The 21,872-nt window shown below is 69.7% G+C and carries 23 protein-coding genes; 15 read left to right on the top strand and 8 right to left on the bottom strand.

Annotated elements, in window-relative coordinates; translation table 11 throughout:
• Positions 1–879 precede the first annotated feature (879 nt).
• Both ACQFZP_RS17745 and ACQFZP_RS17740 read left to right on the top strand, forming a co-directional pair.
• On the top strand, positions 880–2,025 hold the full coding sequence (locus tag ACQFZP_RS17745) for a hypothetical protein (protein ID WP_211892280.1): 1,146 nt from the start codon (positions 880–882) through the stop codon (positions 2,023–2,025).
• Complete coding sequence (locus tag ACQFZP_RS17740; protein ID WP_211892279.1) at positions 2,022–3,263, top strand: hypothetical protein; 1,242 nt, start codon at positions 2,022–2,024, stop codon at positions 3,261–3,263. The genes ACQFZP_RS17745 and ACQFZP_RS17740 overlap by 4 nt, the downstream gene beginning before the upstream one ends.
• Before the next feature lie 49 nt (positions 3,264–3,312).
• Here ACQFZP_RS17740 and ACQFZP_RS17735 read toward each other — a convergent pair whose 3' ends face one another.
• Positions 3,313–4,209, bottom strand: a complete 897-nt coding sequence (locus ACQFZP_RS17735; RefSeq protein WP_211892278.1) for an alpha/beta hydrolase — start codon at positions 4,207–4,209, stop codon at positions 3,313–3,315.
• A 37-nt stretch (positions 4,210–4,246) separates the two neighbouring features.
• Between ACQFZP_RS17735 and ACQFZP_RS17730 the strand changes: the two genes are divergently transcribed.
• From ACQFZP_RS17730 to ACQFZP_RS17715, 4 genes are all read left to right on the top strand, one after another.
• Complete coding sequence (locus ACQFZP_RS17730; protein ID WP_211892277.1) at positions 4,247–4,906, top strand: hypothetical protein; 660 nt, start codon at positions 4,247–4,249, stop codon at positions 4,904–4,906.
• 57 nt (positions 4,907–4,963) lie between these two features.
• A complete protein-coding gene (locus ACQFZP_RS17725) occupies positions 4,964–5,953 on the top strand; it encodes an FUSC family protein (RefSeq protein ID WP_307852986.1) in 990 nt (329 codons plus the stop codon).
• Positions 5,954–6,440: 487 nt separating this feature from the next.
• Positions 6,441–7,502, top strand: coding sequence for a zinc-binding dehydrogenase (locus tag ACQFZP_RS17720; RefSeq protein ID WP_211892276.1), 1,062 nt, complete (start codon positions 6,441–6,443; stop codon positions 7,500–7,502).
• Between the two features lie 46 nt (positions 7,503–7,548).
• The gene (locus ACQFZP_RS17715; protein WP_307852985.1) at positions 7,549–7,953 is read left to right on the top strand and encodes a (R)-mandelonitrile lyase; all 405 of its coding nucleotides are present in this window, start codon (positions 7,549–7,551) and stop codon (positions 7,951–7,953) included.
• 182 nt (positions 7,954–8,135) lie between these two features.
• Here ACQFZP_RS17715 and ACQFZP_RS17710 read toward each other — a convergent pair whose 3' ends face one another.
• The 3 genes from ACQFZP_RS17710 to ACQFZP_RS17700 form a co-directional block, all read right to left on the bottom strand.
• Positions 8,136–9,020, bottom strand: a complete 885-nt coding sequence (locus ACQFZP_RS17710) for a helix-turn-helix transcriptional regulator (RefSeq protein WP_211892274.1) — start codon at positions 9,018–9,020, stop codon at positions 8,136–8,138.
• Between the two features lie 543 nt (positions 9,021–9,563).
• Positions 9,564–9,752: a hypothetical protein gene (locus tag ACQFZP_RS17705; protein ID WP_211892273.1), complete on the bottom strand. Its 189-nt coding sequence runs from the start codon at positions 9,750–9,752 to the stop codon at positions 9,564–9,566.
• Positions 9,753–9,875: 123 nt separating this feature from the next.
• On the bottom strand, positions 9,876–10,760 hold the full coding sequence (locus ACQFZP_RS17700) for an aldo/keto reductase (RefSeq protein WP_211892272.1): 885 nt from the start codon (positions 10,758–10,760) through the stop codon (positions 9,876–9,878).
• Positions 10,761–11,036: 276 nt separating this feature from the next.
• Between ACQFZP_RS17700 and srlA the strand changes: the two genes are divergently transcribed.
• The 6 genes from srlA (at position 11,037) to ACQFZP_RS17670 (ending at position 16,249) form a co-directional block, all read left to right on the top strand.
• Positions 11,037–11,639, top strand: a complete 603-nt coding sequence (gene srlA, locus ACQFZP_RS17695) for a PTS glucitol/sorbitol transporter subunit IIC (protein WP_211892271.1) — start codon at positions 11,037–11,039, stop codon at positions 11,637–11,639.
• A complete protein-coding gene (gene srlE / locus ACQFZP_RS17690) occupies positions 11,636–12,715 on the top strand; it encodes a PTS glucitol/sorbitol transporter subunit IIB (RefSeq protein ID WP_104310355.1) in 1,080 nt (359 codons plus the stop codon). The genes srlA and srlE overlap by 4 nt, the downstream gene beginning before the upstream one ends.
• A 74-nt stretch (positions 12,716–12,789) precedes the next feature.
• A complete protein-coding gene (locus ACQFZP_RS17685) occupies positions 12,790–13,164 on the top strand; it encodes a PTS glucitol/sorbitol transporter subunit IIA (protein ID WP_104310356.1) in 375 nt (124 codons plus the stop codon).
• A 3-nt stretch (positions 13,165–13,167) separates the two neighbouring features.
• A complete protein-coding gene (locus ACQFZP_RS17680; protein ID WP_211892270.1) occupies positions 13,168–13,653 on the top strand; it encodes a transcriptional regulator GutM in 486 nt (161 codons plus the stop codon).
• Between the two features lie 48 nt (positions 13,654–13,701).
• Positions 13,702–15,003 (top strand): NAD(P)H-dependent oxidoreductase, encoded by a 1,302-nt coding sequence (locus tag ACQFZP_RS17675; protein ID WP_104286711.1) that lies wholly within the window; start codon positions 13,702–13,704, stop codon positions 15,001–15,003.
• A gap of 292 nt (positions 15,004–15,295) precedes the next feature.
• Positions 15,296–16,249, top strand: a complete 954-nt coding sequence (locus ACQFZP_RS17670) for a sugar-binding transcriptional regulator (RefSeq protein WP_104310359.1) — start codon at positions 15,296–15,298, stop codon at positions 16,247–16,249.
• 59 nt (positions 16,250–16,308) lie between these two features.
• Here ACQFZP_RS17670 and ACQFZP_RS17665 read toward each other — a convergent pair whose 3' ends face one another.
• The 4 genes from ACQFZP_RS17665 to ACQFZP_RS17650 all read right to left on the bottom strand — a co-directional run bounded on the left by ACQFZP_RS17665 (position 16,309) and on the right by ACQFZP_RS17650 (position 19,211).
• A complete protein-coding gene (locus ACQFZP_RS17665) occupies positions 16,309–16,857 on the bottom strand; it encodes a hypothetical protein (RefSeq protein ID WP_211892269.1) in 549 nt (182 codons plus the stop codon).
• 123 nt (positions 16,858–16,980) lie between these two features.
• Complete coding sequence (locus ACQFZP_RS17660; protein ID WP_104310360.1) at positions 16,981–17,511, bottom strand: YjbQ family protein; 531 nt, start codon at positions 17,509–17,511, stop codon at positions 16,981–16,983.
• Positions 17,512–17,600: 89 nt separating this feature from the next.
• Positions 17,601–18,449, bottom strand: a complete 849-nt coding sequence (locus tag ACQFZP_RS17655) for a class II fructose-bisphosphate aldolase (protein WP_211892268.1) — start codon at positions 18,447–18,449, stop codon at positions 17,601–17,603.
• A gap of 27 nt (positions 18,450–18,476) precedes the next feature.
• Complete coding sequence (locus tag ACQFZP_RS17650) at positions 18,477–19,211, bottom strand: triose-phosphate isomerase (RefSeq protein WP_104310362.1); 735 nt, start codon at positions 19,209–19,211, stop codon at positions 18,477–18,479.
• Positions 19,212–19,408: 197 nt separating this feature from the next.
• Here ACQFZP_RS17650 and ACQFZP_RS17645 point away from each other — a divergent pair, with 197 nt between their 5' ends.
• The 3 genes from ACQFZP_RS17645 (at position 19,409) to ACQFZP_RS17635 (ending at position 21,842) form a co-directional block, all read left to right on the top strand.
• Positions 19,409–20,185 carry a lysophospholipid acyltransferase family protein gene (locus ACQFZP_RS17645; protein ID WP_211892267.1) on the top strand — a complete coding sequence of 259 codons (777 nt, stop codon included), beginning with the start codon at positions 19,409–19,411 and terminating at the stop codon, positions 20,183–20,185.
• A gap of 365 nt (positions 20,186–20,550) precedes the next feature.
• Entirely contained in the window at positions 20,551–21,387 is an 837-nt protein-coding gene (locus ACQFZP_RS17640) for a MerR family transcriptional regulator (protein ID WP_211892266.1), read from the top strand.
• Positions 21,388–21,488: 101 nt separating this feature from the next.
• On the top strand, positions 21,489–21,842 hold the full coding sequence (locus tag ACQFZP_RS17635) for a VOC family protein (protein WP_211892265.1): 354 nt from the start codon (positions 21,489–21,491) through the stop codon (positions 21,840–21,842).
• Positions 21,843–21,872 lie beyond the last annotated feature (30 nt).

The raw sequence follows: 21,872 nt of genomic DNA, 5'->3' as shown, positions 1-21,872 counted from the left end.
AGGCGCCCATTCAAGGACGGGCCGAGGCGCTCGTCATCGTCGAGGGGCGCAGCGCCGACCACGACGGCGTGATCTGGCGGCAGCGCTTCCGCGACCGACGAGTCGTCGGTGAGCTCCTGCTCTTCGAGAGCATCGAGCGAGCGCGGGAGGTCGCCGCCTCGCATCGGGGACGCACGAAGCTGCTGCTCGCAGAGGCCCGCGGCTACTCGAACGGCATCTGGCGGGCCGACCCCGAGCCGCCGCCCGGCGAGATGGCGCACAACCCGCACTTCGCGCCGGTCACAAAGGAACGGGAACAGGGTCGCACTCCGCCGCTCGTCGCCGAGCCCACGCGCAAGCCGAAGAAGCTGACCACCCCCATCCCACCGCCGTCGCACACGATCTTCGACACTGCATCGATGTTCGTCGGTGCAACCCGCTACACGACCCCCCTCGCCTGGGCCGTGACGGGCCGCATCTGGGGGCAGATGACCGGCAAGATGCGACGGATGCCCGACTACTGCTGGCACGGCATCTACTGGGAGGCGCCATGGACGCTCGGGACCCTCGCGAACTTCTCGACGCGCGACGCCCTCATCCGCTTCGCCAGGATGCCCGAGCACCGCCACCTCATGCAGTGGATCGTGAAGGACACGAAGAACGCCGACGCCGGGTTCATCCGCCTCTTCGCCAGCGAGGAGGAACTGGCGAGCGTCGAGGGTGGCGCGACGCAGGCGGCTGACTCGGCGGGGCCGGGTGCAGACGACCACGGTCGTGGCGGCGTTGATGGGGGTGACGGCGGCGACGCGGGGGGGGGCAGACGCGGCCCGTGCCCGCACTCCCGCTGTGACAAGCGGTGCCGACCGGCCCGCGCGCCAGCACTTCATCGAGGTGAGGCGCGTGGAGTCCGAGCTCGAGTTCCTGGAGTTCGTCGAGCTGCCGGGACGTGTGTCCGACCCGAGCCGCGAGGTGCCAGTGCTCGAGTCGACGCTCCGTTCCTGGTGGAAGGGCAAGGGGGCGCACGAGTCGACGGTCGAGCTGCTCATCGCCTACCGGGGCGGCGAGCCGGTCGCCCGTACGGTCGCGCACACGAGCGCCGCGTTGGACGCGAAGCTCGACTCGAGTCTGCAGCTGTTCGGAGCCGTCGCGGCCGCCGATGCGGAGGCGCTCGGTGCGATCATCACCGCCCTCGAGGGGCGTGCCGGGAAGGTCGGGCGGCGGGAACTCCTCGGCCCCGTCACTCTGCTCCCGAACCAGGTGGGCGGCGTCATCACGAGCGGCTTCGGCGAGCGGGGCTTCGTGGAGGGCGCCTGGAACCCCGACTGGGTGCCCGCCGCCTACGAGCGGCTCGGCTTCACGACCTGGAACGAGTCGGCGACCTGGATCGCGCGCCTCGAGCAGGGGCGCCTCGGACAGATCGAGGGCGACGCCTTCACTGCCCCCACCGATGCGGAGCTCGCAGCCGCCGGCGTCGTCATCGAGCGGGCGTCGCGGTTGCGCTTCCCGCGCGACGTCGCGCGCCAGCGGGAGCTGGTCAACGCCGCGTTTGCCGAGCTGCCCTACTACACGCAGATCTCTCCGGCCCAGATGCGCGAGGCGACCAGCGGGCTCGTCGCCATCATCGATCCCAGCATCTGGGCGTTCGCGCTCGACGCGAAGACCCGCGAGCCGCTCGGGTTCCTGCTCTGCGTCCCCGACGTCACGCGCATCGTGCAGCGCTCCTCCGGCCGCATCGGCCCGAGGCAGCTGCTCGAGATCTGGCGGTCGAAGCGGGAGCCGAGAGAAGCCGTCCTCACCATCCAGGGCACCGTCCCCGAGGCGCGGGGGCGCGGCATCAGCACGCTCCTCGGTCGGACCGTCGGGGAGGCGCTCATCGAGGGCGGGTACACGGCGCTGCGCTCGACCTACATCGGACACGACAACCCGGCGTCGGCGCGGCAGCTCAGCCGAATGGGCGGCGAGGTGCTGCACAAGACCGTGTTCTACAGGAAGCAGGTGGGCGCGGTGCCCGGTCCGCGCACAAGCAACGAGGGGGAGCAGCGATGACCAGCATCCACACGCTGAACCAGATCATCGCCGACGCGGCGTCGGCGCCATCGGCCCACAACACCCAGCCCTGGTCGCCGCGGATGATCGGCGACGGAGAAGCGGTCGAGCTCCGAGTCGCGCGCACGCGGACCCTGCCGGCCTCGGACCCAACCGGGCGTGACACCCTGCTCGGCCTGGGCGCGTGGCTCGAAGCGTTCAGCGTCAGCGCGGCCGCGCACCGAGTGGACTTCGATGTCGAGCTCCTGCCCGCGCTCGCGGACCCGGAGGCCATCGTGCACGCGAGGAGCGACGAGCCCGTGCTCCGCATCCAGCTGCGCCAAGCCCCGGACGACGGTGGCGACGGCCAAGGGAGCGGCACCCCGAACGAGAACGCCAGCGAGAGCGGCAGCGCCAGCGGCACCGGCGCCCACGAGCACGGCACCGCGGTGCATACGCCTGACAGCAGGAGCGCGGCCGCCGGGGGCGCGACACCTGCATCTTCGGCAGGTCCGGATTCCGACCGACAGCTGCTGGCGTCGCGGAAGACGGTGCGCAGCGATCTCGCGCCAGCGAAGGGGCTCGTGATCGAGCTCGCCAGTTCGCTGCCCGACTGGCTGCGGCTCGTGCCCGTCGACGCCGACGACCTGCGGCACTTCTCGTCGCTCGGCACCGCCGACACTCTGCGGGATCCCGCCGTTGCGCGCGAGCTCGCGCACTGGCTGCGGCTGCACCCCACGCATCCGCGTTACCACGTCGATGGGCTCAACGACCGGGTGCTCGGGTTACCCGCGGTCGCCTCGCGCCTCGTGTCGCCCTTCACGCGCAATCGCCGCCTGCGCGAGGCCGCGGTGCGCATCGTGACCCCGGTCGGGGAGCTGTGGCGCCGCGCGCTGCTCGAAGTGCCGGTCTCGGCGGCGGGCGAGGACGCGCCCGCCGCGGCGACCGCCTTCGTGCTGGTGGCCGACAGCAAGCTGCTCGACCTCGGATCGGGCGCAGAGGTGACCCGCGTGCTCAACTCCCCGCTCGGACTCCCACCGGAACGGGTGCTGGAGGCCGGCCAGGCGCTCATGCGGCTGTGGCTGATGGCCACGGCCCGCGGAGCGGCATTCGCGCCAGCCTCCGAGATCATCGACTCGTCGCTCGCGCAGGGCGAGCTGCGCTACCGACTCGGGCTCTCGCGCCGCGACGTGCCGCTCTTCGTCACGCGGGTCGGTGCGGCAAGGGACCCGAACCCGCCGCGCGCGCCGCGCCGCTGACCGGCTCGGCCAGCCGAGTGCCCGGGTTGCGGGAAGGCGCGCTGACAGCTCAGCCCAGCCCGCGCATCCACTCGGAAATCAAGTCGATGCCGCGCGTGAACGCGGGGTCGCGCGGCCGGTTCAAGAACGCGTGCGTACTGCCGGTCAGCACGCGGTACTCGGTGTCGACACCCGCCTCGGCGAGCTCGCGGGCGAAGAGGGAACCGGATGCGCGCATCGCGTCGCGGTCCGCATCCACCACCAGGCAGGGCGGGAAGCCGCTCAGGTCGTGGCCTCCGGGGAACGCATCGGGAAGCGGCAGGACCTCCTCGCTGCCCGCGTAGTTGAGGTTCATCGCACCGATCAGCCACGGCGTGTGGACGTAACGGCGGCTGCCGCGCAGACGACTCATCAGCTCGGGCGAGCGCTCGGGCAGCTCAGCGTGGAACGTGCCGTACGTGAAAAAGAGCCCGCGTAGGGGCGACGCCCCAGCACGCTCGTAGCGGTAGGCCGCCGCCGCCGCGAGGCACGCCCCGGCGCTCGCACCGCCGAGCACAACCCCATCGTCGCTCCGTGCGCTGACCCCGTCGATGACCGCCATCACATCGTCGAGCGGGATCGGGAAGCGGATCTCCGGCCGACGCTGGCGGCGGGAGCTCCTCGGAACCGGTGCGCCCCTGCGCCCCGCCCGCTCTCTCCCGCCGAGGGTCACGAGCCGGTAGTCGACGGTCGTCACCTCGAACCCCGCCCGTGCCAGGGCAACCGCGACCTCGTGCGTCTCCGGCTGGTCGAGGCCGCCAGAGTAGAAGCCGCCCCCGTGCAGCCAGATGACGGGGCGAATCGGCGAGCGCGCAGCACTGCCGTCGGCGGGGGCGTAGGTCCGCACCGGGACCTGGCCGTGCGGTCCGGCAACGGCGGATTTCGTCGCATCCACCCCATGCGGTGCAGTCGGCGAGCGTCTCAGCATCCGCCCACAATACGGCCACACGCCCTAGGCTCTTCTGATGCACGAGCTACGCCTCTCCCCGGAAACCCAGCGTCGGGCCATCGCTCTGAACATGAGGCAGTCCTGGATCAGCCTGGCCATGCTCGCGCCCATCCTCCTGATGCTCGTCGTCGTCTTCTCCCTCCAGGATTTCTGGCTCGGCTTCGGCTACGGCGTGCTCGTCGTCGTGCTCATCGGCGGGTCTGTGCCGCTCTCGATCTGGCTCGCCCGCACATCGATGCGCGAGACCTACATCCGGTTCGGCGACGGCTGGATCGAGCACAGGTGGATGTTCCGCACACGCCGGTTCGCGGCGGCCGAGGCGACCAGCGTCGTCACGGTCGACCAGATGACGCTCGGCGGCTTGATGGGCGCCCCCACGCACCACCTCATCGTCACGGGCCGCGACCGAAGGCTGCTGATCCTCGTCGGACAGATGTGGACTCAGCAGCAGCTCACCGCGATCATGCACGACCTCGCGAGCCGCGGAGTGCCGTGGATCTCCGTCCCCGAGCCGATCACCCCTCCACAGCTGCGCGACCGCGACCCGCGCCTCGTGCCCTGGTGGCAGGCGCATCCCGTCGCCTTCGCGCTGCTGATCGCCGGTGCGAGCTTCGTCTTCGTGATCATCCTCATCACCGTCGTGGCCTTCGTCGTCTTCACGGCGGTCATGGGCTGAACCCGCCGCTGGGCGACGCCTGGGCGTTGGCCCCGCCCGGCGTCCTACGCTGAGCACGTGCGCTCCCTCACCCGTCTCACCGGCCTCGACCGGATTCAGGCGAGCAAGCGCGTGCCCGCCCTGCAGGTCGCGAAGACCGCCGTCGCTGCGGTCGGCGCGTGGTTGCTGGCCGGCTGGCTCATCCCTGGCCCCCTGCCGGTCTTCGCGGCCGTCGCCGCGCTGCTCGTCGTGCAGCCGAGTGTCAACCAGTCGTTCGCGAAGGCCCTCGAGCGAAGCGCCGGAGTGGTCATCGGCGTCGCCGTCGCGAGCGCCATCTCGCTGGTCCTCGGCCCGCAGTCGTGGGTGATCCTCCTCGCGATCGTCGTCGCGATGATCGTCGCCTGGCTGCTGCGCATGACCTCCACAACCAGCAACCAGGTCGCCATCAGCGCCATGCTCGTCCTGGCGCTCGGCGCATCCACCCCCGAGTACGCGCTCGACCGCATCCTCGAGACCCTCATCGGCGCCGCCTTCGGGCTGCTCATCAACGCCGTGATCCTGCCGCCAGTGCTCGTCGGTCCGGCCCAGCGTGACACCGCGATGCTCGGCAACGAGATCGCCGCGTCGCTCGAGCGCCTCGCCGACGCCATCGAGCAGCCGCAGACCCCCGCGAGCCTCACCGAGCTGCTCCTCAAGGCGCGCCTCCTGCGTCCCATGGCGGGGGCCGCCGAGAACTCCATCGCCGACGGGCTCGAGTCGCTCACCTTCAACCCGCGGAAGTCGAGGCACCACGAAGAGCTTGTCGAATGCGAAGAGCTGCTCGACCGCTTCCGCCCCATCGTCACGCAGCTCACCGGTATGACCCGCGCCGTCGCCGAACACTGGAGCCGACGCTCGCCGACGAACCGCAGGCCATCGCCATCGCCGAGCAGCTGCGACGGGCCGCGCATGACACGCGCATCCTCATCCCGAGCGAACCGGGGGAGCCGCAGTCCTTCATCCTGGAGCCGCCGGCCCTCACCGCGCCGCTGGTCGTCTCAGCGCCGAAGGGCGGCAGCTGGGTGCTGATCGGCTCGCTCATCGAAGACCTCCGCCGCATCCACGAGGGCCTCACCGCAGAGGCGTAGGCGTGGTGGCAGGCGCTGTTCTGGCCCGAGTCACCGCGTCCGCCCGCCCCTGCTGGCCACCTTCCGGGGTGAGACGGCCCCGGATGCGCCCTTCGCCCCCGGGGAGCTCGCATCAACACGGACGCTGGCCGCCGTCGCCGTCGCCGTCGCCCGCCCCGACGCGCAGCGCCGTGCCCCGCACTGCCTGTCCAACGTCAGTGCAATATCAGCCCCTGAGTCGCAAAAACGTCGCCTGGAGCCCGAATCTGCACTGATGTTGGACACGCGTCGTCGGCCCACCGTCCCAGGCAGGGCATGCCAGTACCTGGCACGACCGCCCCTTCCCGGCGCAGGCTGGAATCGATCCAATGGAGGAACGGCGGCGGCCGGCGCTCTCGAGAGGGCGGCGTGGCCCGCCGCAGTTCCCGGAAGCGCAACGAGAGGCACCCATGAAGGCCACGTTCATGTACGCAGCAGGCGACGTCCGAGTCGAGACCGTCGCCGACCCGACCATCAAGCAGCCGACCGACGCGATCGTCCGGGTGACGCAGGCGTGCATCTGCGGCTCGGACCTGCATCCGTATCACTCGATGCAGGCCAGCGAGCAGGGCTCCCCGATGGGCCACGAGCTCATCGGCATCGTCGAGGAGATCGGCGCCGCCGTCACGACCCTCAAAGTCGGCGACTTCGTCATCGCCCCGTTCGCGTTCCAGGACAACACGTGCGTGTTCTGCCGCGAGGGTGTGCAGACGTCGTGCATCCACGGCGGCTTCTACGGCAGCACCGAGATCGGCGGCCTGCAGGCCGAGCTCGCGCGCATCCCGCAAGCCGACGGCAGCCTCGTCGTCGTGCCCGGCGTCGACGCGAACGCGCTCGCCCGCGGCGAGAACGCAGACCTCGCGGCCAGCCTCCTCACGCTGTCCGATGTGTACCTCACCGGCTACCACGCGGCCCACATGGGCCGCGTCGAGGGCGGCAAGATCGTCACCGTGATCGGGGACGGCGCCGTCGGCCTCTCCGCGGTGCTCGCCGCCAAGCAGCTCGGCGCCGAGCGCATCATCCTCATGGGGCGGCACACCTCGCGCACCGACCTCGGCGTCGAGTTCGGCGCGACCGACGTCGTCGCCGCGCGCGGCGACGACGGCATCGCGCAGGTCATGGACCTCACGAACGGCGAAGGCAGCCACGTCGTGCTCGAGGCAGTCGGCCACATGCCCGCCTACGAGCAGGCGTACGGCATCGTCCGTCCCGGCGGCGTCATCTCGCGCGTCGGCGTGCCCCAGTACGAGGAAGCGCCCATCGGCTTCGGGTCGCTCTTCGGCAAGAACGTCACCCTCACGGGTGGGCCAGCTCCCGTGCGCGCGTACATGGAACCCGCGATCCAGCAGGTCCTGAACGGTGACATCAACCCGGGTCGCGTCTTCGACCGCACGATCGGCATCGACGAGGTGCCGGCCGGCTACGCAGCCATGGATGCACGCGAAGCCCTCAAGGTGCTCGTCCAGATGTAGTCGCCCCGCGGCCGTACGCACCACAACCCGAGAAAGGAACCTCCTCGTGAGCACAGAACTCCAGCCGAAGAGCCCGACCAACAAGGGGCCAGCCGAGTGGTTCACCGGCGACGTCTACTTCAACGCCTACTACGCGGGCACCGAGCCGTCGCGCACCCGCCTCAACCTGGTGCGCTTCACACCTGGTGCGCACACGGCCTGGCACCGCCACGCGGTTGGCCAGACGCTGCACGTCACCGAGGGCTACGGGTACGTGCAGTCGCGGGGCGAAGAGCTCATCGAGCTGCGGCCCGGCGACACCGTCTACACGCCAGCCGGCGAGTGGCACTGGCACGGCGCATCCGCCGACAACTTCATGTGCCACCTCGCGCTGTGGGAGGCACCCGGGGCTGACTCCGACGAGCCCGAGACGGTCTGGGGCGAGCTGCTGACGCCGGAGGAGTACCCGTAGCCCTAGTGGCTCAGGAGCAGCGACGAGGGTGGGGATAACGCTGGCACCAATGCTCCGTTCGCCGGACTTCGCCGAGCAAGAGTGAGCCAGAAGCATCCGGAAGCAGCGACTCCGGATGCTTCTGGCTCACTCTTCTTGCCTGAGGGGGCACCGGGCAGGAGGCGCGCCGCTCCGTGCTCCCGCTACTGCTGCTGGTGGGTCAGCGAGACGCCGGCGGGGAGCTCCGTGGCCGCCCAGGACGCGAGCATCCGCAGCCCGTCGGCGCTCGGGCTGCCCTCCGCGGCCGTGTAGACGTTCATCGTCAGGCCCGGCTCGCTCGGCAGCGGCAGTGACTCGAAGTTCAGCTCGAGCAGACCGACGACCGGGTGGTTCAGGCGCTTGACGCCGCTGCGATGGAACTTCACGTCTTTCGCCGCCCACATCTCGCGGAAGAGCTCGCTCTGCGTCGACAGCTCGCCGATGAGCTGGTGCAGCTTGGGGTCGTGCGGGTTCCGGCCCGCCTCCATACGCAGCATCGATGCGGCGTCGGCGGCGATGCGGTCGAAGTCCGGCCAGAAGTCGCGGGCGGCCGGGTTCAGGTAGATGTACCTCGTCGTGTTCACCGGGCGGCGCGGGTCGTCGAAGACGGGGGAGTACAGCGCCCGACCGAGACGGTTGGCTGCGAGCACGTCGTGCCGGTCGTTGCGCACCCACGCGGGAGCCTCGGAGAACGCGTCGAGCATCTGGCGCACAGCCGGACGCAGCTCGCCGCCGCTCTGCTTCTTCGACGCTCGGCGCGACGGTGCGCTCGCCCTGGCGAGGTTGAAGAGGTGCTCGCGCTCAGCCTCGTCGAGCTGCAGGGTCGAGGCGATCGCGTCGAGCACGCTCTCGGATGCGCCGGAGAGGTTGCCGCGCTCGAGCCGCACGTAGTAGTCGACTGAGACGCCCGCGAGCATCGCGACCTCCTCGCGGCGCAGCCCCGCGACACGGCGATTCCCGCCGTACGCGGGCAGGCCGGCCTGTTCGGGGGTGATCTTCGCCCGGCGGGAGCTGAGGAACTCCTTCACCTGCTCGCGCACGTCGTTCATAGCTCCAAGCTACGCCTGGCGGCGCCGCAAGGGGGAGGTCCCGCGAGTACCTGTCACCCGGGCGAGTGAGGGGTTCCTCGTGAGTTGACAGCCAGGGTGACGTCAGGGGCATCGAGAGTACGGGATGGTGGGATCTCCCGCTCACGTCACCTTCACTGTCACGACCGGAAAACGAGAGGCTGTGGTTGGGGCTGCCGAGGTCGGAGGCATCTCCAACCGAAGGCCCAGACGTCGGAGCCTTCGTGAGCCGACAGCCAGGGTGACGTGGGTCTGCGTGCGGCCAGGCAGCTGCGCATGCCTTCGCTCACGTCACCTTGACCGTCAGCAGTATGGGAACGCAACAGTGCGTAAACGCAACAGTGCGTGAACTCGGCAACGGGGGAACTCAGCAGCGACAACGAATCAGTGCGGGCCGCATCGAACTGCGGCCCGCACTGCGAAAGGTGCTGCACTTGTGCGCACCTGTCGGCCCGTAAGTGTCAGGAGCGAGGCCGCCGCGGAGCAGCCTCGTGGAACTCTCGCCTTCAAGGCACGCCCTGAGCGTCAGTTCGCGGAAGCTGACTGCCCGCGGCGTGCGACCTCGGCGATTTCCGCCGGGAAGGCGGCAGGCTCCCGGTCGAGGGGGAGCGTGTCGGGGTCGAGGGCTGCGTCGAGCGCGCCTTCGGCGTCTGCCTGCAAGGCTGCGAAGACGGGGTCGAGGTCGGGCTGACGGGGGCCACGCTTGCTGGCCAACTTCCGGGACTAGACCGGTGCAGGCGCAGGGTTCGGGCATGTTCTTGAGGTCTCGTCCCGGAAGCTGGACCCCCGCGGAGGAGCCAGCGCCGCGCCCCGGGTTCAGGCGCGTGCCGCAGCCGGTCAGGCCTCGGGGATGGGCATCCCGTACGCCTCGAGAGTCAGCGACTCCGGTTCCGGCCCGCGGCGCACTGCCTTGTCGAGGGCGTCGATCTGGGCGACCTCGTCGGCGGTGAGCTCGAAGTCGAAGATGTCGAAGTTCTCGGCGATCCGGTGCGGCTTGACCGACTTCGGGATCACCGAGCGGCCCTCCTGCACGTGCCAGCGCAGCATGACCTGCGCCGGGCTCTTGCCGTGAGCGTCGGCGATGGCGCCGATGGTCGTGTCCTCGAGGGTGCTTGCGCCGTCCCCGTCGCGGTAGAACGTGATGCCGCCGATGGGCGACCAGGCCTGGTCGAGGATGCCGTGGCGCGCATCCGCGTCCTGGACGTCCCGCTGCTGGAAGTAGGGGTGCAGCTCGATCTGGTTGAGGGCTGGAACGACGTCGGTCGCCTCGAGCAGCGCCGCGAGGTGGTCGGGCATGAAGTTGCTCACGCCGATGGCGCGCACCTTGCCGTCGGCCAGGAGGCGTTCGAGGGCCCGGTAGGCGCCAACCGTCTTCTCCCAGGCGGTTGGGAGCGGCTGGTGGAGGATCAGGAGGTCGATCTGCTCGACACCCAGCTTGCGGGCCGACTTCTCGAAGGCGTGCAGCGTCTCTTCGAAGCCGTAGTCGCTGATCCAGATCTTGGTCTCGATGAAGATCTCGTCGCGGGGGAGACCGGACGCGGCGATCGCCTGACCGACTTCCCGCTCGTTCCCGTAGGCGGCGGCCGTGTCGATGTGTCGGTAGCCGACGCGCAGGGCTTCGGCGACTGCGGCCGCCGTCTCCTCTGGCGCTGACTGGTACACGCCGAAGCCGATCGTGGGCAGTTCGACGCCGTTGTTGAGGGTCAGGTTCGTGGTGCTCATGCTGGAAACGCTACGTCGCGGGGCTGATGGGAGACAGGGTTCTGTCAGGGCCCGTCAGGGGAATCGAAGCCGTTTCGAACGGCAGTAAATCTCCTCTTGCGCATGGGGGCGCTCGTGCCTACACTTTCGGCAGGTGCACAAACGATCAGATCTATTTGCAACTTCGTGCACACCCCGACAAAGGAGTCAGAACATGCGGTCTAAGTCGCCGCTCGCCGCCCTCGCGGCCAGCACCGCCGAGCACAGCTCGGCGAACACGTCGGGAGGGAAGCCGGCATGGAAGTAATCACCTGGATCGCCGAGAACTTCATCGGCCTCTTCAATGCCTCCGCCGAGAGCCTCATGGGTCTCATCACCGGCATCCTCCCCCTGCTCCTCGTGCTGCTCACGGCAATGTACGCCGTCACCACGTGGATCGGCGAAGAGCGCGTCACGCGCGCTGTCCGCTGGGCAGGCAAGTACGCGATCACGCGCTACACGGTCATGCCGATCATCGCCGTGATCATGCTGACCAACCCCATGGCGTACACGTTCGGTCGCTTCCTCCCCGAACGCTACAAGCCGGCGTTCTACGACTCCGCGGTGTCGTTCGTGCACCCCGTCACGGCGTTCCTGCCGCACGCCAACGTCGGTGAGCTGTTCGTCTGGACCGGCATCTCCGCCGGAGTCCTCTCGATCGCGCCCGACAAGTACGCGACCCTCGCCGCCCTCTACTTCATGGTCGGCATCGTCGTCATCTTCATCCGCGGCATAACCACGCAGTGGATCACGAAGGTGCTCATCAAGCGCGGTGGCCACGAGGCGGCGTTCGCTCGCTTCGACGAGATGTACGCCGAGGGCCACCTCCAGGGCTCCAAGACCGAAGGTGGTGTCCTGTGAGCACAGACGCTGACAACACGAACGCAGGCGCTGCCGACAAGGGTGGCGCGGGCACGGCCGACTACAAGGGCGTCAAGGTCAACCGCGGTCGCGGCGGCTGGGGCGACGGTCTGACCCTCGTTCCGAACGCCGAGAAGAACATCGTCCTCTCGGTCACCGGCGGCGGCATCCACCCCGTCGCGCAGAAGATCGCGGAGCTGACCGGCGCCGAGGCGGTCGACGGCTTCAAGAACAACGTGCCGGACGCGAACGTGCTCTGCGCGGTCATCAACTGCGGCGGCACGGCGCGCATCGGCGTCTACCCGAAGAAGCGCATCCCGACCGTGGATGTGTACCCCGGCGAACCGGGCGGCCCGCTCGCCCAGTTCATCACCGAGGACATCTTCGTCTCCGACGTCGCGCCCCGGGACGTGGTCGCGCTCGATGCCGAGGCAACCGCAGCGGCTGGCGCACCCGCCGCGGCAGCGGCTCCGGCGCAGAGCCCGGAGGAGATCGCAGCGAAGGCCAAGGCGGATGCACGCGCCAGGGTCGCGGCTCAGGGAAGCGGATTCACGGGCTTCGTCGTGAAGTTCGGCAACGCCATCGGCTACTTCATCAACACGCTGCTCTCCTCGGGCCGCCAGGCGATCAAGCTGACGCTCAACACGATCCTGCCGTTCATGGCGTACGTCTCGCTCCTCATCGGAGTCGTCACGTACACGGGTGCCTCGGACTTCATCGCCAACGCGGTGTCCCCGCTCGCGTCGAACCCGATCGGCCTGATCCTGCTCGGCGTCATCACGGGCCTCCCGTTCCTGTCGCCGATCCTCGGCCCAGGTGCCGCGATCGCCCAGGTCGTCGGTGTCCTCATGGGTACGCAGATCGCGGCCGGCGCGCTGCCGGTGCAGTACGCGCTGCCGACGCTCTTCGCGGTCAACGGCCAGGTCGGCTGTGACTTCATACCCGTCGGCCTCTCCCTCGGTGAGGCAGAGCCCGAGACGGTCGCGGTCGGTGTCCCCGCCGTGCTCTTCTCCAGGCAGATCACGTCGCCCCTCGCGGTCGTGCTCGCCTACTTCGCCTCCTTCCTCCTCGTCTAGGTGGCGCCGGGCGGGCCGAGACCCGGCCCGCCCGCGCATCCGCTGCACCCCTGAACCAAGAAAGGGACCACAACGTGTCCACGACCATCTGGCAGTCAGAAATCGCCCGCATCGGACCCGACGCGAACGACATGTTCGAGGGCGGCGTCTACATCCTCTTCGGCGAACCCGTGCCGGACGCCCTCGCCGAGGTCAGCCTTGTGCACAAGGGGCACACGGGAGAGTTCGTGCCCGTGCAGGCGGGTGACGAGTTCGTGATCGGCGACGAGGCGGTCACGGTCACCGCGGTCGGCGACCTCGCCAACCCGAACCTGCAGGAGCTCGGCCACGTCGTGCTCTACCTGAACGCGGACGACACCGCGCTCCTCCCCGGTGCCATCCAGGCGACCGGCTCCCTCTCCACACCCACCGAGGGCGCATTCGTCAGCGTGCGCCGGAACGAGGCCTAGATCATGGACTGGAGATTCCCCGCCGTCCTCGTGCTCGCACTGGTCCTGAGCATGGTCATGTCCGGCGTGCAGATGCGCGCCTACATGCGGCAGGTCAACGAGATCGCGAAGGCCAACGCAGGCAAGAACCTGAACCTCGTGAGCGGCCGCGGCAAGGGCGCCTTCCGCGGCGCGATCGCCGTGCTGCTCGTCGACCCCACGACCCTTGAGGTCGTCGAGGCCCGCGCGCTCGTCGGCATCAGCGTCTTCGGCCGCCTGAAGCCGGCTCCCGACCTCGAGGGCCCGCTGAAGACGGTCTTCGACCGTGCGGCGGCCCGCCACAAGCACCTCGGAACGGCCGTGCGCCAGGCCATCAGCATGCTGCCCCACCAGGTGCGCGCGCAGGTCCAGCTGCCGCCCGTGAAGGGCAAGGCCAAGCGCGGTCAGCCGACCGCCATCAAGGGCGCGGCGCCGAAGCAATTCGCCGGCCTCTCCCGCGTCAGCAACTAGCCCCGTATCAGCCACCAGGCCCACGACCCAAGCACCAAAGGAACGCACATGAACTACACGCAGCGCCTCATCCAGCGCGAAGCCGAGCTTGGCCGACCCATCCGCGTCGGCGTGGTCGGGGCAGGTCAGATGGGCTCAGGCCTCATCGCCCAGATCGAACGCGCCAAGGGCATGGAAGTCGCCGTCGTCGCCGACATCGCCGTCGAGCGCGGTGTGGATGCGTACACTCGCGCCGGCCGCACCGACGTGCAGGTCGAGAACGACCTCGCCGTCGTCGCCGAGCACATCGAGGCCCGCCGCCCCGTCGTCATCAACGACGGCCTGCTCATCCCGAAGCTCCCCGTCGACGTCGTCCTCGAGGTCTCCGGCGTCACCGAGATCGCCGCGCAGGTCGCCTACGCGTCGCTCCTCGGCAAGAAGGACGTCGCGCTCATGACCGTCGAGGCCGACGTGACCGTCGGCCTGTTCCTCGCGAGCATCGCCAACGCCGGCGAGCAGGTCTACACGATCTGCCGCGGCGACGAGCCCGTCGAAGCGCTCAAGCTCGTCGAGCACGCCACTGACCTCGGCCTCACCGTCGTCGCAGCGGGCAAGGGCAAGAACAACCCCAACCGCCCCACCGACGTGCCGGAAGACGTCATGGAAGAGGCGAAGGCGAAGAACATGAACCCGCGCATCCTGTGCGAGTTCACCGACGGCACCAAGACGCAGATCGAGATGGCGTCGCTGTCGAACGCCACCGGCTTCCCCGTCAACAAGCCGGGCATGCACGGCCCCGCCGCCGACATCGCGACCCTCGCGACGACCCTCATCCCCGTCGAGGACGGCGGCGTGCTCACCTCCACCCCAGCCGTCGAGTACACCGTCGAGGGCGACGTCGCACCAGGCGTCTTCGTCGTCGTGAAGTCGGAAGACGACGTCGTCACGCACGAGCTCGACTACCTGAAGCTCGGCAAGGGCCCCTACTACGCGCTCTACCGCCCGTACCACCTCGCGTCCGTCGAGGCGATCCTCTCGATCAGCGAGGCCGTGCTCGAGCGCCGCGCCGACTTCCAGACCATCACCTGGCGCACCGAGGTCGCCTCGAAGGCGAAGTTCGACCTCACGGCCGGCACGAAGCTCGAGGGCATGGGCGGACACCACGTGCACGGCTGGGCCGTCGACGCCGACGAGGCGCGCGCCAACAACTCCATCCCGATCGGTCTCATCTCCGGCGGCATCCTGAAGCGCGACATCAAGGCGGGCGAGATCGTCTCCTACGACGACGTCGAGCTCGACGAGACCCGCCCGCTCATCGCGATGCGCCGCCTGCAGGACTCGCTCGTCGCCGCCGGAGTCATCGGCGTCTGAAGGCTTCCTCATCCTGCCGCGCCGTTGCCGCTCGGTAGGATCATGTGAACCGGACCACCGGTGCCGCGCCTCGCGTGCGGCACCGGGACGGCTCCCGAACGGTGCGGATGCACGGCTCGGGAGCCGTGGTCGTCCGGCCCCGCCCGCACGCAGGACGCGGGTCGACCACGAGACCGGGGCAGGCGGAACGGGAGCGAGCAGCGTCGCGCATCGCTCCGCAGCCGGACCGGCGCGGGCCGCCGCACGCCGCACGCCGCACGAACCGCCGCACCACGACGAAGGAGCAGACGAGATGCCAGCACCTCGCAACGCCGAGACCCTCGTCCGAGCGGCGCGCCTCTACTACCTCGACGGGCTCTCCCAGAGCGACGTCGCGAACGCCCTCGGCGTCTCCCGGGCGAGCGTCTCCCGCATCCTCTCGGCAGCCCGCGACCAGGGCATCGTCGAGATCCGCATCCACGACCCGCACGTCGTCGGCCGCGTGAGCGAGCTCGAGCAGCAGATCGTTGACGCGTTCGGCGTGGGCGCCGCCGTCGTCGTCGCGAACCTGCCCGGCCGGCATCCGCTCGACGTGGTAGCTGGCGCGGCCGCCGACTACTTCGCGGAACGAGTGCCATCCGTCGGTTCGGTGGGCCTCAGCTGGGGCAAGTCGATCGACGCGTTCGTCGAGCAGATCCACGTCGAATCCACGGGGCGCGCGCTGACCCTGTGCCCGCTGGTGGGCGGCATGCCCTTCGACTCCGGGCCCGCCGGCAACACCGCCCTCGAGCGCCTGTCGCAGAAGTCGGGTGCGAAGGCGTTCCGCTTCGAATCGCCAGCCGTCGTCGAGTCGCCGCAGACCTGGGCGGCCCTCACGCGCGAGTCGTCGATCTCGTCCGCGATCAAGCGGGCGACGGATGTGCAGCTCGCGTTCGTCGGCATCGGCTCGTACGGCCTCCACGCGTCGCGGCACATCGTCTCCGCCATGCGCCTCAGCGACGACGAGCGTGCGGACCTCGACGCGCAGCAGCCGGTCGGCGACATCTGCGGCCGCTTCTTCGACGCATCCGGTCGCGCCCTCGGCTCGCCCGTCTCGGAGCGCGTCATCGGCATCACGCTCGAGCAGCTCGCCGCCATCCCCGAGGTCGTCGGCTTCGCGGCCGGCGCCGAGAAAGCCCCGGGTGTCGCGGGATCCCTGCACACAGGCGCCCTCGACAGCGTCATCCTCGACGAAGACCTCGCCCGCGCCCTCGTCGAACTCGTGTAAGCGAGCGGCCGCAGCAGCGCTGCCGCACCGCGCTACTGCTGCCGCGCTGCCGCACCGCGCTACTGCTGCCGCGCTGCCGCGCTGCCGCGCTGCCGCGCTGCCGCGCTGCCGCGCCGCCGCGCCGCGCTGCCGCGCTGCCGCGCCGCCGCGCCGCGCTGCCGCGCTGCCGCGCCGCCGCGCCGCGCTGCCGCGCTGCCGCGCCGCCGCGCCGCGCTGCCGCGCTGCCGCGCCGCCGCGCCGCGCTGCCGCGCTGCCGCGCCGCCGCGCCGCGCTGCCGCGCTGCCGCGCCGCCGCGCCGCGCTGCCGCGCTGCCGCGCCGCCGCGCCGCGCTGCCGCGCCGCCGCTGCCGCTACCGCATTGCGGTTGCCAGTGTTGCCGGGTCGATCTGCGCTGGTGGCTGCGGTTCCGGGTTCGGTGCGAACGCTGCCAGTCAAGTAGCCCTTTTGCGCGGCCTGGCTGCCATCGCTGCCAGCGATGTGGCCCTTTTCGCGCGGGCTTTTGGGCCATTCGACTGGCAGCGTCCAGCGCGCAGGCTGCGGAGTCGCGCGGAGTCGGGGCTCGTGGCAGAGCACAGAGCACAGAGCGCAGATCGCAGATCGCAGAGCCAAGAGCCCAGGATGCAGAACGACGCCGGCCGATCGCGCCGCTGACGGGGGAGTCAGGGCGAGATCGACCGGTGGTGTTGGTGCGCCGACATCGTCGGCGGCGTTCAGGAGCGAGGAAGCCGGGGCCTACTCGCCCATGACGACGACCTGGCATTTGCGCGCGCGGGCGCGGGTGCGGTCGAAGTCGACGAAGTAGATGTAGCCGGTGACGCCGACGCCGAGCTTGCCGTCGATGACGGCGAACACCTCGCTCGAGCCGAGGATCGTCGCCTTGATGTGGGCCTCCGCGTTGAGCAGCGCCGTCTTGTCGCCGCCGGGCAGGTACACCTCGGCGTCCGGCCACGACTCGACGTCCGCGTAGTGCTCGGGCCCCGGGTAGCGGTACTCGCCCTCGGGGGGTACGGCCGTCTGGTTCGGGGCGATGCGGTTCAGGACGTCATCGAGGTCGGCCTGCAGGAACTCGGTGCCGTCGTCAAGGCGGTCGTGCACGAACTCCTCGAAGAAGACGGCGCACGTCGTGTGGGGCGAGATGACGGTGACGGTGCCGGTCGTGATGCCACTCGCCGCGATCGCCTCCTTCACCTCTGCGGTGACGTCGATGTAGCTGGGGGTGCCGCCGTGTGACTGCAGCTGGAGGGTGGTCTGGGTGACGGTCATCGGTGTTCCTTCGTGGTCGTGGATGCGCGTGCTTCGACGAACGCGCGGATGTCGGTGGATGCGGTGGGTGAGCGGATGCGCGGCGTCGCTCAGGCGCCCGGTCGCAGCGCCTGGATGAACTCGGCGACGTCACTCTCGACCTGCGCCGACACGGCCTTCGCGACCTTGGGGAACAGGATCGTGTTGGGCTCGTCTGCGGCCCGGAGCGCAGCATCCAGTGCCGCCTTCGCCGCGTACGTGTAGTAGTTGATCTTGCGGACGCCGCGGGTGATGGAGCGGTGGTACTCGTCGAGGGTGAGGCCGGAACCGCCGTGCATGACGATGGGCACGCCCGTCGCGTCGCGGAGCTGCTCGATGAGCGCGTAGTTGAGCTTCGGCTCCTGGTGGTACATGCCGTGCACCGTGCCGAACGAGGCGGCGAGCGCCGTGACACCGGTGCGCTCGACGAACTCCTTCGCCTGGGTCGGCTCGGTGTAGAGGGTCTCGTCGGCGATGCCCTGGCTCGGGTCGCCGTTCTCGTTGCCCGTCATGACGCCGAGCTCGCCCTCGACGCCGACACCGCGTTCCTTCGCGAGCTTCACGACCTCGGTTGTGCGGGCGACGTTCTCCTCGTAGGGGAGCGTGGAGCCGTCGATCATGACCGAGTTGAAGCCGATGTCGAGGCCGCGGGCGATGTAGTCGATGTCCTCGCCGTGGTCGACGTGCAGCACGAACGGGGCTTCGCTGCGCGTCGCGAGCGCGAGCATGGCGGGGCCGATGTCGTCGATGGAGAGGGTGCTCTCGTGCACCTGCGCGTGCTGCAGGATGACGGGAACGCCGGCCTTCTCGGCTGCCGCGATGGTGCCGAGCAGCCCCTCGAAGTAGGGGGTGTTGACCGCCGCGATGGCGATGTTGTTCTTCTGTGCGTAGCGGAGCGCTTCGTCGAGTCCGATGAGCATTGGTGTTCTTCTCTCTGGGAGGGTGAGTCAGCTGGCCGGTGCGGCAGCGGATGAGTTGGTGCCGGTGGCCTGCGAGTCGCGGTGGTCGGCGAGCGCCTGGAACATCTCGGTGAGGATCTCGCGCCAGTCGGGGTGCTTGATGATGCCGCTTGTGCCGCCCGAGCAGTCGGCGCCCTGCTGGAGGACGCGCGTGATGTCGGCGCCGCGGCTCACGCCGGCGGCCTGCACGACGAGGATCGACGGGTCGACGTTCTTCACGATCTGGGTGGTGCGCTCGATGTAGTCGCCCGCATCCATCTGCCCGGTGCCGATGTTCGCGGTCGGCTCGCAGATCATGCCCGACGGGTCGAGGTCGGCGACGGCCCGGCACTGCAGGTCGGAGTCGGCGCAGACGATGGTTGCAAGACCGACCTCTTCGCAACGGCGCATCGTGGCGTCGAGGTCGGCCAAGGTGAGGGGGTGCTCGGCGTGGTTGAGCACGACGGCCTTGACGCCGGCCTCCGCGAGGCCTTCGGCGAGGATGTGGCCCATGCCGCGGCCCGGCACGATCGGGTCGACGTGCTGGGCCGTGACGCAGAGGTTCGTCGTCTCGGCGACGACGGACCGCAGGTCGATGTGCTGCGCGGTGAAGACGACGTCGATGTCGAACGCGCCGGCCAGCTCGTCGGTGAGGTGGGCCAGCTTCATGAGCTCGCTGCCCGTCAGGTAGGCCTTCGGGTTGACGATGAGAAACGGGCTCCGTACAGGGATGGGGACAGCCATTGTCAGTTGCTCCTAGCGGATGAATGCACAAAGTTGCACTGTGAATCGTACGAACGTGCAGTTAGGCAAGTATCGCATCCGCGGAACGAAACTGGCAAGGCTTCGGATGCCGGACCTCGCGAGCAGCGCCGTTCGCACCGATTTCGTCTCAGCTGCCGCGAATATGCTGGCCCCTCACACTTGGATCAGGGAGCCACATGACTCGCGAACCCGTCTACTCATTTGCGATCGGGGTCGGCCGCACGGTGTTCGCCGCGCTTCGCGTTCGCCAGACGGTCCACGGCGCGCAGCACATCCCGGACACCGGCGGCGCCGTCATCGCGATGACCCACTTCGGGTACCTGGAGTTCGCCCTCGTCGAATGCGCCACGTGGATGCACAACCGACGGCGCATCCGCTTCATGGCGAAGCAGAGCGTCTTCGAGAAGCCCGTCGTCGGCAGGCTCATGCGGAGCATGCGGCACATCCCCGTGAACATGAAGGCGGGTGCCGACGCGTTCGCGGCGGCCGCGACCTCGTTGCGCGACGGCGAGCTCATCGGGGTGTTCCCCGAGGCGGGCGTCAGTGCGTCGTTCACGATCCGCGACTTCAAGACCGGGGCGGTGCGCCTCGCGGCGCAGGCCGGGGTTCCCATCATCCCCGTCGCGGTGTGGGGCGGGCATCGGCTGCTCACGAAGAACCGCAAGATCAGCTTGAGGGAGCGCCTCGGCATTCCCGTGCACTTCTCATTCGGCGCGCCCATCCACGTCACTGCCGGTGATGACGCCGCCGTCTCCACGGCGAAGCTCAAGACGACCATGGAGGGATTGCTGAGCGAGCTCCAGTCGAGCTACCCGGAAGACGGAACCGGCAAGTGGTGGCAGCCGCGCGCGCTCGGCGGCACGGCCCCCACGCCGGAGGAAGCCGCCGCGGCCGACGCTGCGCGCGACCTCAGACGCGAAGCGGCACGGGCCGCGCAGGCCGCGCGGAAGTAGGACGCGCGTCCGCAGCGGGTCGCGGTCGCGCGGCGAGATCGTCGCCGCGAGGGACCGCGGCCGCAAGGCGTGGCGGGCTGGCGCATCGTGGCCGCCTTGCGTGATGGATGGGCGCATCCAGGGCCGAAACCGCGTCCGGCGGGGCGTTCGTCACGGATGTTGGTCGGTGGGCGAGGGCTGCGGACGCTGGTGCGGCGGCGGCGATCTGTTCCGGGGCGGCAGCGGTGGTGCGGTGACCCGCGATCCGTGTCCAACATGAGTGCAGAATTGGCCCATCCGGGGCAGAAACCGGGCCGGGGGCCAGATATCGCACTGATGTTGGACAGTGATCGGCGGCAGATGGAACCCGGTGCCAGACTTGGCGCATGAACCGTGAGCTTCCCGGAACCCTGATGAGCATCGGCGAGTTCTCGCGCTACTCGGGGTTGAGCGTGCGCATGCTTCGGCATTATGCGGAGCGGGGCGTGCTTGCGCCGGCCGAGGTCGACGAGTTCAGCGGGTACCGACGCTACGCACCCGGTCAGCTGCGGGACGCGGGGCGGGTGCGGATGCTCCGCGACTCGGGGTGCGGGATCCCGGCGATCGCCGAGCTCCTGCCGCTCTTCGACTCGCCTGACCTGCTGCGGCTTCGGCTGCAATCGCACCTCGACGAGCTGAAGGCAGAGGCACGACGGGTGGCCGAGCAGCAGGCGCTCGCAGTGAACCTGCTTGGGGAGCTCGAGGCGCGAGCGCGGCGGCTGGACGTCGTCGAGCGCACGTTCCCGGCGTTGCGCGTGCTCTACCTGCGGCGGACCGTCGCCGACTACCCGTCTGAGGGGTCACTCTGGGGCAACTTCCGCGGCCCGGTCGCCGAGCTCACCTCCCGCGACCCGGAGGCCTTCGGCGACGTGGGCGGTGCCACCTACTTCGACGATGAGTACCGCGATGCCGACGTCGAGATGGCGATCTGGCGCGAGTACCGCGGCGCCTCCGTGCCGGATGGGTATGAGGTCGTCGAGCTTCCCGAGCAGCGCGTCGCGACGGTCACACATCGGGGCGGCTTCGAGACGATCAACGAGGCGACTGCCACCGCGGGTGCCTGGGTTGCCGATCAGCAGCGCACGAGAGTCGGGCCGATCTTCAACGTCTACGTGCGCGGCCCCGGCCGCGACCCGAACCCCGAGAACTGGGTCACCGAGGTGAACGTGCCGATCGCGGTTTGACTCTCACACTGTGTGAGACCTCACCATCGGATCACCGGCGCACGAGGCCGGCGCCGCAGCGCAAGGGCGCGGCGGCTGATCCGGACGAGAGGACAACGACCATGTCGAACACTGTGAACTACTTCGAGATCGGCACCACCGACCCAGAGGCCGCGAAGGCCTTCTATGGCGACACCTTCGGCTGGACGTTCGGCTCGCTCGAGCCGGGCGGTTACGGCATGGTCGACGGTGCTGGCAACGGTGGCGGCCTCTGGGACTCGAGCACCGTCGTCGGTGGCAGCTGGGCGGTCTTCTACGTCGAGGTCGACGACATCGAGGCGAAGCTCGAGCAGGCGGCCGCCAACGGCGGGGAGACCGTCATGCCGCTGGTCGACAACGGCACCATCAAGTTCGCGCACCTCCGCGACCCGCTCGGCAACCGCTTCGGCGTCTGGCAGCGCAAGGCGCAGGGCTGAGCGGCGCGGTCGTACAAGCAGAACCCCGCC

The sequence above is a fragment of the Pseudoclavibacter sp. Marseille-Q434 genome, assembly GCF_050315415.1.
GTDB lineage: Bacteria > Actinomycetota > Actinomycetes > Actinomycetales > Microbacteriaceae > Pseudoclavibacter.
The sequence above is the reverse complement of the archived record's forward strand: the minus strand, read 5'-3'. Positions and strand labels throughout refer to the sequence as shown.